Here is a 16,146-nt window from a genome sequence, read left to right on the forward strand (position 1 = left end):
TCTTTCCATTTATTGTTCTATTTATAACGCCTAATTTGACACAACTTTCCTACTTATAACAGCCATTATGACAGCCGACACTTTCACGCTTAATCAAGTTAAAACCGTTAAATTGACGGTGTCTTAAGACGTTTCGCTAGCTGTATTATTGATGTCGACAATGTATGCTCTCATTCATAGCATCACCCATACAGCAGAAGACAGGCACAATAAGGCCGATATGATAAGCCAATAGCTAGGAGAGCGAATGACACAACTCAAACAAGAAATCACGCTTATTTCAGGAATCGGACAACTCTCGACTACCTTGCTAGGCACTGGATTATTTATGATCCCTGCGATCGCAGCAGGCATTGCAGGACAGTTGTCACTACTCGCGTGGTTAATCCTGTTTATCGCTATTTGCCCGATTGCACTCACCTTTGCCGCATTAGGAAAACGCTACCCCAATGCAGGTGGCACGGCCTATTTTGTTCGCAAGGCGTTCAGTGAGCGATTAGAAACCAGCGTGGCTTGGTTGTTTGTGAGTGTTATTCCTGTCGGTATTCCGGCTGCCATTGCATTGGCTGGAGGTTTTGCACAACAACTATTGCCAGCGCCACTCGACACACCACTTGGCGCTCAGTCCTTTACCGTCGCTCTGCTTATTGCTGTCAATTTGATGGGCAGTAAGTCTTCTGGGCGCTTACAAACGGTGATCGCCTTGTCGATTTTTGCCTTGGTTAGCGCCTTTGTTTGGAAAGCCGACATCACTGCAGCGGACATCGCAGTTCCGACCATGACGTCTGATTCGATGTGGTCGATTGGCGCAGCCTTAGCGGTGATGTTTTGGTGCTTTGTCGGGATAGAAGCCTTTGCTCACATGGGAGAAGAATTTAAAAATCCACAGCGTGACTTTCCCATCGCAATCATTGCAGGGTGTTTCGTTGCGGGCATAGTGTACTGGGCTTGCTCGGTGGTTATTATCAAGCTAGGCGCTTATGGTTCACCTGAATTTGATGCTGCATCCATCCCGTGGGTAACAGAACAACTGTTTGGTAATGGCTTCAAAACCGTCATCAGTGTGCTTGGTTTCTTTGCTTGTTTTGCTAGCCTAAACCTTTACACACAAAGCTTGTCTCGTATGATTTGGGCTCAGGCTCGCCAACACACTCCTACGAGTAGAATGGCTCAACTCAATTGCCGTGGCGTACCACTTTACCCAACCTTAGCAATTGGCTTTGTCGCGCTTATCTCTTGTGTGATTGGTGAGTTGTCTAATCTCGATCTCGAATTCTTTCTTAAACTCGCCAACGGTATTTTCGTTCTGGTTTATCTGCTTGCAATGTTAGCGGCTTGCCGATTACTGACTGGCGCATCTAGATACACCGCCATGCTCTCATTGGTCATCTGTACTTTAGTGTTTATCTGTTTAAGCTGGTCGATGCTCTATGCCGTCACTATTTTTGTGACATTGTCACTCCCTTGGCGTAAGTGGCTAGGTAAAGGTAAAACCGTTTCTGTCGACAAGTTATAACTCGATTAATGATGAATCGACAAACTGTAAGCATGCCCTACCAATATTACTGATAAAAAAGCCGAGCGATCTGTGTGATCTTCGGCTTTATGTCAGCCAAACGGATATTTCCAAATCCCAACACCGCCCCATTCCAATCACGAGCATCACTTGATCCATATTCATAAAAGTCAAAAGGACGAATGATGATATTTTCAAGCCCTGCTCTACGGCTCCACTCATGTTCAGATATGCCTTGATACCACTTCACGGTCACATGTAGCCCTGCCGCTTGGCTAATCACTTCAAGATCGCCATGAAACTCACTTTTAATCGCTTCTATCATGGCTTCATGCTTGAGTTTGTATGAACGACGCATCTTTCTAATATGACGCAATAAATCGCCTTCGCGAACAAAATCCGCCAAAGCTTCTTGTGTATGAGACGCCGTGTCTCCAGTGAGCGCATCTTTAATCTCAAGACACTTCGCCACCAAACTTTCAGGCACCACTAAGTAACCTAGTCGCAGGCCATTGAACATCACCTTGCTCAGGGAACCGACATAGATGATGCGATCATCGAATCCTAATTTTCCCGCTAAGCCTTGCATGCAGGTATAAGGGCGATGAGCAAACTGGAACTCACTGTCGTAGTCATCTTCAATGATCCATGACTGATGTTTGTTAGCCCAATCGATCAACTTGAGGCGTTGTTCAGTATTGAGGGTCGTGCCCATTGGGTATTGATTACTCGGCGTGACATAGAGAGCCTTAGCATTACTGGACAACACTTTTTCAATATCTAGCCCCACCTTTTCACGCACACTCACACCGTCTAGCTCTAGCCTCAACAGATCGATAATTTTATGCACTTGTCGATAGCCCGGCTCTTCCACAAGGATTTTATCGCCCATCGCTAACGTCGCCATTAATCCGATTGAGATGGCTTGCTGCGCACCAGCGGTGATGATGATTCTGTCAGCACTACAATTGACCGAGCGACTACTCGCAAGATACCCGCTCAATGCACCCCTCAAGGCCAAGCTTCCCTGAACCTCTTGATTGCCCGCGATGTTCTGCCGCGTAGAGTGACGTTGCAGCAGCCTCTGCCATTTCGCAAAAGGGAATGCATCTAAATCAGGAACTCCAGGGGCAAAGCTGCGGTTAATGTCGTTAGGTGTCGCTATGTTTGCCATCGGTTGACTTATTACGTGCTTAACCGGTGCATCCTGAACACTGTTTGGCTGAGACAAACTTAGGAAGTGCTCTGGCTGTTCAACCGAGACATAAAAACCTGAACCTTGCTTGCTCTCGATATAACCTTCGGTGACCAGTTGTTCGTACGCGTAAATCACCGTATTTCGACTCACCGATAACTCAGCAGCTAACTTACGTGTTGAAGGTAACTTACTGCCCTTGCTCCATAAATCGTGAACGATCTTCTCTCTGATCGCGTGAAACAAGGCGGTTTGGCGCGTGTCGTGTTGTTCGTCTAACTGTAGATCACCGACATCAATAGGCTGCATAACTGGATCCAAATAGTGTTTAAAAGTGGCTCTATTTAATAGACCAGTTAATCGCTACATTAATCAAAAGGCAATGACTAAGGAGCGATTATGTTATCTAACACGAAAAGAACCACGATTAAAAAAGGGGCTCACAAAGCCGTATTTGAACAAGAGAAACTACACCAAATTATTGATGAAAGCTTAATCGCGCACATTGCATTACAAGGCGAACAAGGACCAATGGTTATCCCGATGCTTGCGTGGCGAGTCGATGACATGGTTTACATTCATGGAGCCAAAAACAGTCGCTTATTGAAAGGTCTGAAAAAGGGAGACCCAACCTGCTTAACGTTCACTCTGTTCGATGGTTGGGTGTTAGCCCGCTCTGCATTTCACCACAGTGCGCATTATCGTTCTGCTGTAGTATTGGGGTCATTTTCAGTCATCGATGACAATCGAGAAAAGGATCGCTTGTTGAATATCTTTATTGAGCAAATTGCGCCGGGAAGAACCGACGAAGTCAGGCTCAGTAATGAGAAAGAGCTCACCGCGACCGAGTTATTGGCAATACCGTTAACGGAAGCCTCCGTCAAAATTGGAAAGCACGGTGTGAATGATGATAAGGCTGACATGGATATTCCCGTCTGGGCGGGTGTGTTGCCTTATCGCACCGTTGTAGGGCCATTAGAAACGGTTCCAGAGCAAGAAGGCATCATTGAAACGCCAGATTACCAACAAGCTTATGGTGAACGTTGGTATCAAAATTAACACACTTAGGTAGTCAAAAGGATGGAGTTATATACAATCTGAATTACAAAAAATCAACATGACTCAATAATGTAATCAGACGATGAAAACGAATAAGGATATTCTACCATTTCAAGGCTTGCTCAATGGCATTGGGCAAGTCTATTTCACACCGTCTGCCATGACGTCGCTTTTGCTGCTGCTTGCCATTTCGATTGAATCACTTTCACTTGCTTTCCTTACCCTGCTTGGCGCAAGTTGCAGTTATGCATTGGCTCGTTATTCCATCAAACAAAGCAAAGACCTTGATAATGGGATGTTCGCGTTAAATGGGGCTCTAATTGGTTTATTTATTGGTAACTTTTTTGGTGTCACACCATTATTGGTTCTAGTGACTGTGTTAGGCGCATTACTCACAGTCCCCATTGCCAACATTGTATTCAGCTTTAAGAAGTATCGCGGTTACACCAGTGCCTTCATTGTCACCTCTTGGTCTATCTACATGCTTCAATCAGGTTTGAACCTCCCTTTTTTCACCCCCTCAAACACTACGCTACAGTCGACAGCGTTTTTAACATTCAACGATTGGTTGAACCTACCAAGCATGGCCATAACGTTGTTAAAAGGCATCAGCCAAGTCAGCTTCATCAACAATGAGTTATCGGGGTTAGTTATCTTGGCTGCGATTGCGTTCAACAATATCAAGCAAGCGCTATGGGTAATACTTGCGGTGACCGTCGGCACCGTTTTCAGCCAGTTAATCGGTGCGTCTGACGAACTGACCAAACAAGGCCTGTATGGTTACAATGCCATTCTTACCACTCTAGCACTTGTGCTCTATCCGCGAATCCCTTGGCCGTTGATCCTATTAGGCATGCTGTTGAGCTGCCTAATCACACTTGGTTTTCATGCACTGTCACTGCTACCACTCACCGCCCCTTTTATTTTAAGTACTTGGGGGATTGTCTATCTATCTGGGTTGATGAAAAAAAATCGCGCTACTAGTTAACGGTTTAATCCAGCCGATTGAGCTGACAAGAGAAAAGCTATCAGTACTTTAAACAAGACTAATCGAGAATATTCACCCTCTCGTAGTTTTTCATGCTCAGGGCTTTTCTTATATCTTTGCCATATCACCTCAATACCTTCGACCGTTTCTACTCTTGGAGTCAGCACTCTAGACTGAAAATGCTCAAGTAAAACCAGATAAATCGAATTCTCGAACAAAGGTATATCTTTCTTATAGATAGCTTGAGCTAAACAAAGCCATTTGCTTTTAGGCCTTGTTTTAACATAGCGGTACAACAGTGCTGTACTCAAAATCACAACAACAACGATGACAGCGAGCCCGGCCAATAGCACCTTGTACTGTTCCACAAAGGAAGCGAAGGTGTGCGACACTTGCCAACTTCGCTCAGGCAAGACAAGGTTCCTTTGCTGTTGAAACTCTGAATCCCACCAAAATACACTAACCGCAGGAAGCGTCACCCGGCCAGCGTTGTTCACTATATAAGTCACCCTTTCTAACCTTTGAGCCTGACGCACACCCCTTTGCTCATCATCTCGATACTGAGTTGACTCAGGATATACCAATAATTGACTCGTTAAGGTATCAGGGAGTGTTGTGATTTCCGGCAAAAGTGCGCTGATAGTGTCGTGTGCAGATAATGTAATTTCACGGGTAATCGCGTCGCCCACACTGAGCTGTTCTTCCAAGCCCCGTGAGCTTTCATTTTGAGAGACGAACGTCCATTTTTCTTTCAGGTTAGCTTCAGTACCTGTCAACCATTTCTGATCAGACGTCATATTGGCAGAAGGCTTATGAGCATTGAAAGACAAAGCCTTCGTCATCACCACCCCATCAATATTATTACTGCCCTGCTTTACGCCAATCTCAAGCGCGACAGGAGGGATTTGATACTCTCCACTCTGTAATGGGTAAAGCACGATTTCCCAGAGTTGTTTGGAGTACACTTTCCCATCAACACGTTCTGTGGAGTTCACAGCAAAAGAACTCATAGGCAACACGACCGCATTATCAACCTCAACACGATGCACCTTGGTGCCTTTGCTGAACCATGTGTCTGTCATCACTTCGATATTGAGAGTAACCTGCTCATGCACTGCAATATCCGAACTGGCATGACTCAGCCAGACATTAAGTTTTACACTGCCTTGATCATAGAGCGAAGCTAGCTGCTGACTATAAGCAAAATGACTCGTTAAGCTAATAACCAAACACAAAAGCTGAAATAACCTACTTAGCTTCATCTTTCCACTCCGTTTGATTAGCCGCCCCTTGTTGATACTGCAATGCAAACTTGGTTGAGATAAAGCTCGATAGGTCACTCTGAACTCGCTTCATCCATTTTTCGTTGGCGCCTGGATCACTCAAGATTTGTTCAGCGGATAAGACTTCTTGAATCACTTGATCTTGTTCTACTTGCTGCTTTACACCATCCGAGCGTTTTGGCTTATCACCATTTTCTCGGCTCACCTGACGTTCATTGCTTTTCGATTGTTCCTTCGTAAAACGATCAATATAAGCAATCACATCTTCAACAATCTTTAAGTTATGAAGAGCTTCTTGATTGTCAGGGTATTGCTCCAAGATCTCTCGATACAAAGACCTTGCCGCAACAAACTCTTTTTGATTCGCCAATGAAGCCGCCGCACCTAATTGCCCCTGTAAAGTATCACTGCGCATGTAGAATTGTTGTGCCACTTCGTATTCGCCAGCTTGGTAATAGGCCGTTGCTTTCCAGTACTCATTTTCAAAGATTTGCGCGGCTTGTTGGTATTCTTGATCTTGATAATACAGAGCGCCCTGCTGATCTTTAGTTAGCCAAATATCGACCAACGAAAACTCTGCTGCGTATAAATTAGGGCTGTAAGTCGCGCTATAAAATAAAGAAACCATAACGCACCATTGAACTAGCCAGCCTTTTCTAAACCACAACAAATACGGTACCAGCACCACCCACACCAAAGGGTAACTTGCATCAAACCAAGGCTCAGCTTGGTCTGCTGAAAGCTCAGCAAAAGATGTTATTTCCCCACTAAGATTTTGAATATCTTGGTTATCTTGAGTAAAAGCAACAAAATCACCATGTACCGAGCTGGCTAATTTCGACAGAGTTTCAATTTCCATAGGTAACGGAGATGGAACGTCTTGATTGCCAACACCATAAATCAGCAGTTGATAACCTTTTTCCTTGAAATAACCTTGATACTCACGGTAAGCCAGTTGGTTAACGGCATCGGTCACCAGCAATACCGTTGCATTGTCAGTTTCAGGTACCAATTTGTTGATGATAGGCAGGGTATATTCCGCAAACTTCCCCTCTCTTGGCATTACTTCGGGGTGAATAGCCTCTAATAAAGGCTTAAACACCGCAACGTCTTGCGTTAAAGGCATCGCTAAATGAGCGGTACCCGAGTAGACGACTAACGCTGTTTTTCCTTTACCTTGCAGATCAATAAGCTCCGCTATTTTTTGTTTCGCTCTAAACAGACGACTTGGCGCAATATCCTTTTGTAGCATCGACTCAGAGACATCGAGCACAATCACCAATGGCGTGGTGTCTTCTGCAAAAGGCGAAGACTGACGATACCAACTGGGCCCGGAAGCAATCACTATCACGGCCAAACAGATTACGCTGAGCAGAATGATCGGAAGGTGCTTCACTCGAGACGACTCACCAACACGCAAAGCATCAGACAAGTGCTTGGGCAAATGAGTTACCCACGAATTCTGCTTTTGGCTGCGGCGCCAATTCATGATCAGAACCACAACAAGTGGCACGATTAGTAACAGCCATTCAGAGCGAATAAAATGAAAGTTTCCCATCATAAAGCTCTCGCTTTTAGTGTCTCTGGCTTGTTACGAAATCGCAAAACAGATCGAACCACCATAAACAGCAGGTGATAAATGAAGGCGATAAGCAAAGGCACATAATGAAGGCTTTGTTTTGGCTGGTAACGGTAACTTTCAAACACACTAGGTTCGAGTTCATTGATGGTGTCGTATACGTTATCCAGTTCAGTCGGTGACATCGCTAGAAAGCTCTGTCCTCCCGTTAACTTGGCGACAGTATCAATGACTTCCATATCAATCGCTTGCTCACCTGAAGTGTTAGGGCTCCCCATTGCCACAAGATGAATTTTAATGTTATGCGCAGCAGCCACTTTCGCGGCATCAATCGGCGGCACTAAGCTGTCGGTATCATTGCCATCGGTAAGCACTATCATCAAGTGATCTCGGCTAAGGTGTTCGTGAGTAAGGCTTTCATGCTCATGTTTTTCAGGAGCCAGGTTTTGAGGATCTCGGTTTTCAGGAACAAGGTCTTCAGGAGAAAGCTGATCAGGTTGAGTGCTATGTAAGTCGGATGACTGCTCTTGCTTGTCTTTCTGATTCTCGGAAAGAAAGGTCTTAATACCGAGTCCAATTGCATCGCCCAAATGGGTACTTTGCCCTGCCATTGCAGGCTCGGTTTCATTTAACAACGCTAGCCATGCCGTGTGATCAGCCGTAAAGGGCGATTGTAAAAAAGCAGAATCACCGAAGACTATCAAGCCGAGTCGGTCGCCACTTCGCTTTTGACTGAACGTGTCCAACACCTCTTTTGAGGCCGCCAAACGAGTCACTTGATTACCAACAGTATTAGAGAAATCGTCCGTCGCCATAGAGCCCGACAGATCCAGAACAATCATCACATCACGTCCAGCAAGCTCTCTCGTCTCTTCAGGCCCTAGCCAAACAGGTTTTGCTGCTGCCAACACGACTAAAAGCCAACCTAAAATCAGGGAAGAACGTTGCCAAATACCCGCCTTAATCTGGTTTGAGCCTTTCTCTGCACTCAGACCTAAACTTGATGCCAGCGCATCAAAAAAAGGGACTTTCAAGGCAATTTGAGGGGTTTGATGACTCGGCACAAAACAGTAGATAAGAATCGGCAAGGGCAATAGGGCAAAGACCCAAAGGTATTCAAACTCGACCATCAGAACCTCTCACATGGCCTTTTATCCACGCAATAGCACTTAAACGAACCTGACTTAATTCACCTTCGGTCCAACCATAATCTGATGCGGGCTTGTAGATATCTTGCTGCCATTGCAATAAAAGCGCTCGGTCAAAAACCTGATGCGGTGAAGAAACAGTGAGGAACTCCCCCCATTCATTGCCACTGAGCATCGCGACCTTACTTCCAGGGAACGAACAACAAGCTACTTGCTTCAACAGACTGTTTATTCTGCGTAACTCTTGTTGCTGGCGCTGATTATCAATGGGATCTTGTTTACTTCTACTGATCGCTTTTACCGCCAGACGACGATATTTGTTCGCTTTGTAGGAGTGAAAAAGGTGGAACGACTTCCAAGCCCCCCACACCAAGATCAGAACAAAGGTGACTTTCCAACCAATTGTTGTTGGCAACCAACTGACATCAACAGTAGAGGCAGGATCGATAAAACCTTTGAGTAAAACTCGATTATCGGACACGGTAGCCCCCACTCATTTTTTGAATAAGATCAGCTATGTGGTTCCCAGACGTGTCTAATCTAACCATATCAACTCCACCAGCACTCAATAACTGATGGATATCTTGGTAGCCCTGTTGGATTGCTTGGTTGTATCGATGAAGCCTCTCGTTCAATGCAGTATCAGCCAATAGCTGCCACTCACCATCACTAATATGAATCGGTTGAGAAAATTGAAGTTCCAGTTCCATAGGGTCGTTGACAGCGATACCCATCAAATCATTGTGCTGCTTTAACCATTTGATTCGTTGAACATCTTGTTCTGTAGCATCATTGAAGTCGCTGATCATCACGATCAAACAACCCTTAAGCTTTTGCTGCGTTAGCTTAGTCAAAGCATCGGATAACCCTGAACCTGCGACTTCTTTACTTTTATGTTCTGCACGAGACAAATCTTGATTAGCGAGAGCCAGAGACTGAAGAATTCGTGCAACATGTGCTGAATGACGTTGTGGTTTATGCCAGTACAACTGCTCATTTGAAAAGATTAACGCTCCAATGCGATCACTGTCTTTTAATACTTTCCAAGCACAGCAAGCAGCAACTTGAGCTGCCGCCACAGATTTCATAGTATCGACCGATGAAAAGAACATGCTACTGCGTTGATCGACGAGCAACACCACCGGCAGATCTTTTTCTTCACTTTGAACCCTTACATGAGGTTCAAGCATTCTCTGTGTGACATTCCAGTCAATACTGCGAATATCATCACCCATTTGATAGTGTCGAAACTCTTCAAAGTTAAGCCCTCGACCACGGTAACGAGATAAATGGTTACCCGCTTGTCGAGAACGGCTTTTAGCTATGGGTGGCAACGAGAAACCTGTCGACTTCAATTTTGTCGCCATCAGAGATTCAAAAGAACTAACAACCCTTACGTCATCGGACACATTCATAACAACGCTCCCTAAGAAAGAGGCACATTGAGCAGTAGCTCATCAACAATCTGCTCTGCTGTCACCGAACTCGACAAAGCATCAAAACTTGGAGTAATACGATGACCCAATACCGAGACCACGACCGTTCTCACGTCGTCTGGTGTCACATAATCACGCCCAGCTAGCCATGCGTGTGCACGGCTACATTTATCCAAGGCAATTGATGCACGAGGACTTACGCCAACATCGATCCATTTGTCTAAATTAGAATCTGGATACAGATGAGGAAAACGAGTAGCCATCACAAGATCCACAATATATTGCTTGATCGGTTGTGAGGTATGGATTCGCTTTACCGCCTCTTTGCCAGCTGCAATGTGCTCAACACCGCCTTCAAATACCGCAGCTAGCAATTCATTTTGTTCTTGTTGTAGGGTTCCTGTATCCATACTCTTGTTCACTTCCTCATCCATTACTGCGAGCTCTTCCTGACGCACTAAATCAATAATCAACATTTCAGAGTCTCGATCTGGATAGTCAACATTCACTTTCATCATGAAGCGATCCATCTGCGCTTCTGGTAACGGATAGGTGCCCTCTTGCTCAACAGGGTTCTGTGTTGCTATCACTAAGAAAGGTTCTGGCAATGACATTGTTTCACCCGCAACCGTTACTGTGCCTTCAGCCATCGCTTCTAACAGTGCGGCTTGAACTTTGGCTGGGGCTCGATTAATTTCATCGGCCAACACCATCGAACTGAAAATAGGGCCAGGTTGGAACGCCAGCTTCGACTGCTCTTGATGATAAATCTGCGTGCCAGTTACATCAGAAGGAAGTAGATCGGGCGTGAATTGCACACGGCTAAAAGCCATATTTAATTGTTCTGCCAATATTTTAGCAGCGCGAGTTTTTGCCGTTCCAGGAAGCCCTTCCAATAAAATATGACCGCCCGACAACAACGCAATCATCATAGATTGTGTAACATGAGCTTGGCCGATAATAGATAGGTTTGTCTGTTCAATTAAATGACAAACTGCTGCACGAGTATCTGTGGACATAACGTTACCTTGTAAGGCTACCTAAATAAGCTGTAGTACCTGAATTGGGATATCAGCATTGATTTAATTTGGCAGATAGAGTTGTTTTAGTTTTGAGACAACATTTTGAGGAGCGATAGATTCAAGCTCAGCAAGGCACGTATTCGCATCTTGTCCAGCATTCAACAATGTGTCGCACAAAGCATATAGATAAGCGGGTTGAGCATGATTTTGATAGATAGCTCGGTAGACAGTAATCGCGGTCTCAGCGTCATTTTCTCGGACCAAGGTCGCGTAGGTGTATCCGTAGGACCCGCTATTAGGTTCCAGATCATACGCATTTCTCAGGCGACGTAGCGCCTTCACTCTTTCCCCTGTTCGCAGGTAAGACAGGCCAAGGCTATAATGCAATGCCGCCGATTCAGGAAAATCTGTTAGCGTCTGCTTTAAAACATGCTGAGCTTGCTCATCGTCATCAATGCCTTTCAAATACTCTGCGTAAGCAATAGTAATCCTAGGGTCTTGGTGATTCTCAAACCGTTCTGAGTAGATCAACTCGGCCTGTTGGAAATTGCGTTGTAAGGTGTAAACCCAAGCTCGCTCTAAGTCTCCATCAAGATCGTTAGATAGTAAGGCTAAATGCCTATCGACCGCTGGAACTAAACGATCAAGATACTCTCCGGATAACTGAGGCCAAAGAACGACCAGCGTACGGACGGCTTGGGCCTCTACATCACGATCCACATCATCTAGCATCGGCGAGACAACATCCCACTTTGCTTTACCCTGCCACTGTTCTGCAGCTTGTATTGCTGCCAAACGCATTTGTGGATGTTCAGAACGCGATGCTCTGGCTACCGCAATGATCGAGTTCGGGCCATAATACATCCCTAACTCAACGGTTGCGCCAGCACGTTGTTCTATGGGTAGAGCTTCATTTTGAGAGTGCTCCGCTAGCAACTGCTCACGCTGATCAACAACGGTGACAACTTGGCTTGTGCTTCCATTACTTAAAGGTTGAACACTATTCGCCAGAGAGGCACAAGAATAAAAGGTAAGTAGCGTTCCAACAATAATGAGCAACACTGCTGACCAATTGATTAGCTTATGTTTCATACTGGGTAACGCTCTGTATGCAGTTTCTGGGATAACTCTTCAGCTCTCACCATTAGAGCGTGCATGAAATAAATCTCATCTGTTTTTGCAAAACGATGTAAGACGAGCCACTCGTTCAGAGCATCAAGTGTTTGTACGAGATCTACACTTTCTTGCTCACAATCTAGATAGCCCAATATTTGTAAGCCAGAAACCAACTCTTCATAGTTAACCGGAGGCATCATCAACGTGATAAATTGCGGCTCATTAGTCATTAATAGTACATTGTAATTCGCATTCGCCACCTCGTAATTAGTACGTTTGGTCTTGTATTTTTCACCACATTGAGGGTTATTAGGGCGCTTTTGGCAAAGATTAAAAAGCGAAGCAAACTCTGTATATCGTTCACTCTTGGTATTAAAAGCCATATCAATCACAGCTTTTACCGATCCTTGATTAAATAGAGTGTCTGTAGGTGATACCGCGTTAGTCTGAGCGGTAACCGTTTGGCTAATCAGTGCAACAAGCAGCACAATAGTTTTTAGTTTCATCGGATAACGCCTCTATTTAAAATTAATCTTCATTGCATCGCCATTGATGCCTTTATTCACTGGGTAGCCCATAGTCGCAACAACCATTGAAATATAAGGGTCAATATGTGAGAAAAACTGCTTCCAGCCTGCACACAAATAGTTCAAGCCTGTTTCACCATCGAGGGTTTTAATGAAGCGATTTTTCGGACACTCACCAAAACAGGCAAACTGATAATTACACTCGCGGCACTGTTTAGGTAACGTTGACTCTTTTGCTCGGCCAAATTCTTCTTGGCCTTTTGAAAATTGCAGATCTTCAAGCTTGGCATCCTTGATATTGCCGAGCTTATATTCCGGGTAGACATAGTGATCACACGCGAATACATCGCCGTTGTGCTCAATAGCCAAACCTTTTCCACACATAGGAGCCAGTGTACAAAGCGGGTTAACTCGCCCCATCCACGTTTCAACACAAGATTCAAAATACGGAACATTCACTTTGCCGATGTCGTTTTCCAACCACTCATCAAAAATGGTACACAGGAAATCACCCCATTGGTGAGCAGAAACGCACCAAGATTCAACAATTGAATTTGGGTGACTAGGCTCGGTTTCAGGCATACCTTGAAAAAGAATCTCTTCTTCTGACCACTTCTGTGGTGCTGTCTCTCGGAATGATTTTGGTTCTACGATCGGGATGAACTGCATCTGTGGTGAGCAAATTTCATCGCGCAGAAAGCGGTATACTTCGAGTGGGTTTGAACCAGTGAGGTTATTTACACAGGTCAGCGTCGCAAAGTTAACCTTGTGTTTATGCAGAATGCCGACACCTTTCATGGTTTGTTTAAACGTGCCTCGCCCCGAACGGTTGGTACGGTATGCATTGTGAATCATCTCCGGCCCATCAATGCTCAAGCCGACCATGAAATTGTTTTTACTTAAGAACTTGCCCCAATCATCATTAAGTAACGTCCCGTTAGTCTGCAGGTTGTTCTCAATTTTCACGCCTTTTGGGCAGTATTTTTTTTGCAGGCGAACTACGTCACGAAAGAAGTTCACCCCTAGTAACGTTGGTTCTCCGCCTTGCCAATGGAAAACAATCTCTGGAAAATTTTGTTGTTCGATATAGGTTTTAATGTAGGTGTCGAGCATTTCTTCGCTCATTTGAGTCGCACAGCCACGCTCATGGCCTAACAACTCCTCTTTACTTAGGTAGTAACAGTACGTGCAATCAATATTACATGCCGAGCCAATGGGCTTAGTCATGATATTCATACGTTTCGCCGGGGCTGCTTTTGGCAACATAATGGTATTGTGTTGAGCTGATTGGGTCATTGTTATTCCTCTTCTCGTTCACTCACATTCACTGTGCGATTACTTCCCTAAGATGGAAACCTGTAACGGTTATCTGTGACTATTATTCAACAGCACTTAGCAGCCGTAATCAGTAGTATTACGGATTCTGTTCATTGTTCATGAGAACCAAAGGGCGCCTAAAAACAAAAGAGCGTTAGAAAACAAAAAGAGCGATCACAAGGATCGCTCTTTTAAGTGGCTCATCAGTTTTTCAGCGAGGGCTGGCTTGACTCACCTATAAGCTCAATAATATGAGTTTATTACTCAATAACTATTGGTATTGAGCACGCTGCCAGATATTCATCTTCTCAACGATCTTGTCGATAGAGAAAGAACCCGGGACTTGGCGAGGTGGGAATTCTTGGAATGTTTTCAAGAATTGGAATGTGTAAGCCGCACCTAAGTACATGTATGGAACATGCTCAACACGCCATTGAGAGTAACCAATGCCATCTTTATGCGCATTTTCATACGGGTCTTGACGCAGGTTAAAGATATACGGGAAACGCAGTTCTTCGAACTGACATTGCCAAGTTTCAATACCGTGACATTCGTTTGCAGTAAACATCACTTTAAAGTCGCCCATACGAACAGCTGAAATATGACCATCATCAGCTGCATAAACGAAGCCCTTACGAGGCCAATCAACAGAGTTGTCTGCCGTTGTGTTGTTGCCTTTCTTAAGCGCTGGCATTAGGTCAAATCCATCTAAATGAACTTTGTACTCTTTACCATTAAGCTTTTTACCTTTCTTCAGGTCAGCAACAATATTTTTCTCGCCAGCCGCACCCAAGAATGTAGGAGCCCAGTCATTGTGCGCCGCAATTTCGTTTGCAACAGAGCCTGCTGGGATCTTGTTCGGCCAGCGCATCATTGCTGGTACACGGAAGCCGCCTTCCCACGTCGAGTTCTTCTCACCGTAGTAACGAGATGTCGCACCATCTGGCCAAGACCATTTCTCTGCACCATTATCGGTGGTGTACGAAACGATAGTGTTATCAGCGATCTTCAGATCGTCTAGCTTATCAAGTAGTTGACCGACCATGTTGTCGTGCTCAACTAGACCATCACCGTATAGACCACCACGTTTTGATAGACCTTTTGATTCTTCTTTCAGGTGAGTCCAAACGTGCATACGCGTTGAGTTAAACCAAACAAAGAATGGTTTTTTCTCTTTATGAGCACGGTCGATAAAGTCTAAAGCAGCTTCTAGGAACTCTTCATCAACGGTTTCCATACGTTTAATCGTTAGAGCACCTGTATCTTCGATACGGCCATCAGCGTATGAATGGATAACGCCACGCGGGCCAAATTTTTTCTTAAAACCTGGCGCTTGCGGGTAATCCGGATGCTCTGGTTCTTCTTCAGCATTTAGGTGGTAAAGGCTACCCATAAACTCATCAAAACCGTTAGCGGTTGGTAGATGTTCATCGCGGTCACCAAGGTGGTTCTTACCGAACTGACCTGTCATGTAACCTTTAGCTTTGAGCATGGTTGCGATTGTAGGATCTTCTTGGCGCATACCTTCAGCAGCGCCAGGCATGCCTACTTTTGTCAAACCAGTACGCATTGGGTGTTGACCCGTAATAAATGCACTACGACCAGCTGTACAAGAGTTTTCACCATAGAAGTCAGTAAACAGCACGCCTTCATTCGCGATACGATCGATGTTCGGAGTCCAGTGACCTGCTTGTCCTCGTGTATACGCCGAAATATTATCGATACCGATATCATCACCCCAGATAGCTAGGATGTTGGGGTGGCTTGTATCCGTTGTCGCATAACTTGCCATTGCAGTCGATGCAAGTGCCGCGCCCATCGCAAGTTGTAGGAAGGTTTTCTTTTTGAACATAGCTCAAGACCTTTTGTAATTTTAAAAGTAATTTCTTTCCGTGAGCTATTATTTAAGAAACTGAGGAATTGGTAATCAGTAGTATTACTGATTCAAAGAATACTGATA

At 44.8% G+C, this 16,146-nt stretch carries 14 protein-coding genes; 3 read left to right on the plus strand and 11 right to left on the minus strand.

The genetic code is table 11. The features are described from left to right. Positions 1 to 247: 247 nt before the first annotated feature. A complete protein-coding gene (yjeH, locus tag L3V33_RS04210) occupies positions 248 to 1,516 on the plus strand; it encodes an L-methionine/branched-chain amino acid transporter (RefSeq protein ID WP_237289285.1) in 1,269 nt (422 codons plus the stop codon). Between the two features lie 46 nt (positions 1,517 to 1,562). Here the strand turns inward: yjeH and L3V33_RS04215 are convergent, their stop codons facing one another. Further along, positions 1,563 to 3,020 (minus strand): PLP-dependent aminotransferase family protein, encoded by a 1,458-nt coding sequence (locus tag L3V33_RS04215; protein ID WP_237289287.1) that lies wholly within the window; start codon positions 3,018 to 3,020, stop codon positions 1,563 to 1,565. 90 nt (positions 3,021 to 3,110) lie between these two features. Between L3V33_RS04215 and L3V33_RS04220 the strand changes: the two genes are divergently transcribed. Together L3V33_RS04220 and L3V33_RS04225 are read left to right on the plus strand one after the other, a co-directional pair. Then, positions 3,111 to 3,770 carry a pyridoxamine 5'-phosphate oxidase family protein gene (locus L3V33_RS04220; protein ID WP_237289288.1) on the plus strand — a complete coding sequence of 220 codons (660 nt, stop codon included), beginning with the start codon at positions 3,111 to 3,113 and terminating at the stop codon, positions 3,768 to 3,770. An 82-nt stretch (positions 3,771 to 3,852) separates the two neighbouring features. Beyond that, positions 3,853 to 4,758 carry an urea transporter gene (locus tag L3V33_RS04225; protein WP_237289290.1) on the plus strand — a complete coding sequence of 302 codons (906 nt, stop codon included), beginning with the start codon at positions 3,853 to 3,855 and terminating at the stop codon, positions 4,756 to 4,758. Here L3V33_RS04225 and L3V33_RS04230 read toward each other — a convergent pair. The 10 genes from L3V33_RS04230 to L3V33_RS04275 form a co-directional block, all read right to left on the minus strand. Beyond that, positions 4,755 to 6,020, minus strand: a complete 1,266-nt coding sequence (locus L3V33_RS04230; RefSeq protein ID WP_237289292.1) for a BatD family protein — start codon at positions 6,018 to 6,020, stop codon at positions 4,755 to 4,757. The two genes, L3V33_RS04225 and L3V33_RS04230, sit on opposite strands and share 4 nt — an antisense overlap. Next, positions 6,007 to 7,602: a VWA domain-containing protein gene (locus L3V33_RS04235; RefSeq protein ID WP_237289294.1), complete on the minus strand. Its 1,596-nt coding sequence runs from the start codon at positions 7,600 to 7,602 to the stop codon at positions 6,007 to 6,009. The genes L3V33_RS04230 and L3V33_RS04235 overlap by 14 nt, the downstream gene beginning before the upstream one ends. Further along, complete coding sequence (locus L3V33_RS04240) at positions 7,599 to 8,750, minus strand: VWA domain-containing protein (RefSeq protein ID WP_102559218.1); 1,152 nt, start codon at positions 8,748 to 8,750, stop codon at positions 7,599 to 7,601. Before L3V33_RS04240 ends, L3V33_RS04235 begins: the two co-directional genes overlap by 4 nt. Then, entirely contained in the window at positions 8,737 to 9,249 is a 513-nt protein-coding gene (locus L3V33_RS04245; protein ID WP_237289296.1) for a DUF4381 domain-containing protein, read from the minus strand. Before L3V33_RS04245 ends, L3V33_RS04240 begins: the two co-directional genes overlap by 14 nt. After that, on the minus strand, positions 9,239 to 10,183 hold the full coding sequence (locus L3V33_RS04250) for a DUF58 domain-containing protein (protein WP_237289298.1): 945 nt from the start codon (positions 10,181 to 10,183) through the stop codon (positions 9,239 to 9,241). The genes L3V33_RS04245 and L3V33_RS04250 overlap by 11 nt, the downstream gene beginning before the upstream one ends. An 11-nt stretch (positions 10,184 to 10,194) precedes the next feature. Further along, on the minus strand, positions 10,195 to 11,223 hold the full coding sequence (locus L3V33_RS04255) for a MoxR family ATPase (protein ID WP_237289299.1): 1,029 nt from the start codon (positions 11,221 to 11,223) through the stop codon (positions 10,195 to 10,197). A 63-nt stretch (positions 11,224 to 11,286) separates the two neighbouring features. Continuing rightward, the gene (locus L3V33_RS04260; RefSeq protein WP_237289301.1) at positions 11,287 to 12,318 is read right to left on the minus strand and encodes a hypothetical protein; all 1,032 of its coding nucleotides are present in this window, start codon (positions 12,316 to 12,318) and stop codon (positions 11,287 to 11,289) included. Next, positions 12,315 to 12,848: a hypothetical protein gene (locus tag L3V33_RS04265; protein WP_237289304.1), complete on the minus strand. Its 534-nt coding sequence runs from the start codon at positions 12,846 to 12,848 to the stop codon at positions 12,315 to 12,317. The genes L3V33_RS04260 and L3V33_RS04265 overlap by 4 nt, the downstream gene beginning before the upstream one ends. Before the next feature lie 12 nt (positions 12,849 to 12,860). Continuing rightward, the gene (locus L3V33_RS04270; protein ID WP_171316541.1) at positions 12,861 to 14,165 is read right to left on the minus strand and encodes an anaerobic sulfatase maturase; all 1,305 of its coding nucleotides are present in this window, start codon (positions 14,163 to 14,165) and stop codon (positions 12,861 to 12,863) included. Positions 14,166 to 14,457: 292 nt separating this feature from the next. After that, entirely contained in the window at positions 14,458 to 16,005 is a 1,548-nt protein-coding gene (locus L3V33_RS04275) for an arylsulfatase (RefSeq protein ID WP_237290165.1), read from the minus strand. Positions 16,006 to 16,146 lie beyond the last annotated feature (141 nt).

This window comes from Vibrio sp. A2-1 (assembly GCF_021728355.1).
Lineage (GTDB): Bacteria > Pseudomonadota > Gammaproteobacteria > Enterobacterales > Vibrionaceae > Vibrio > Vibrio splendidus_K.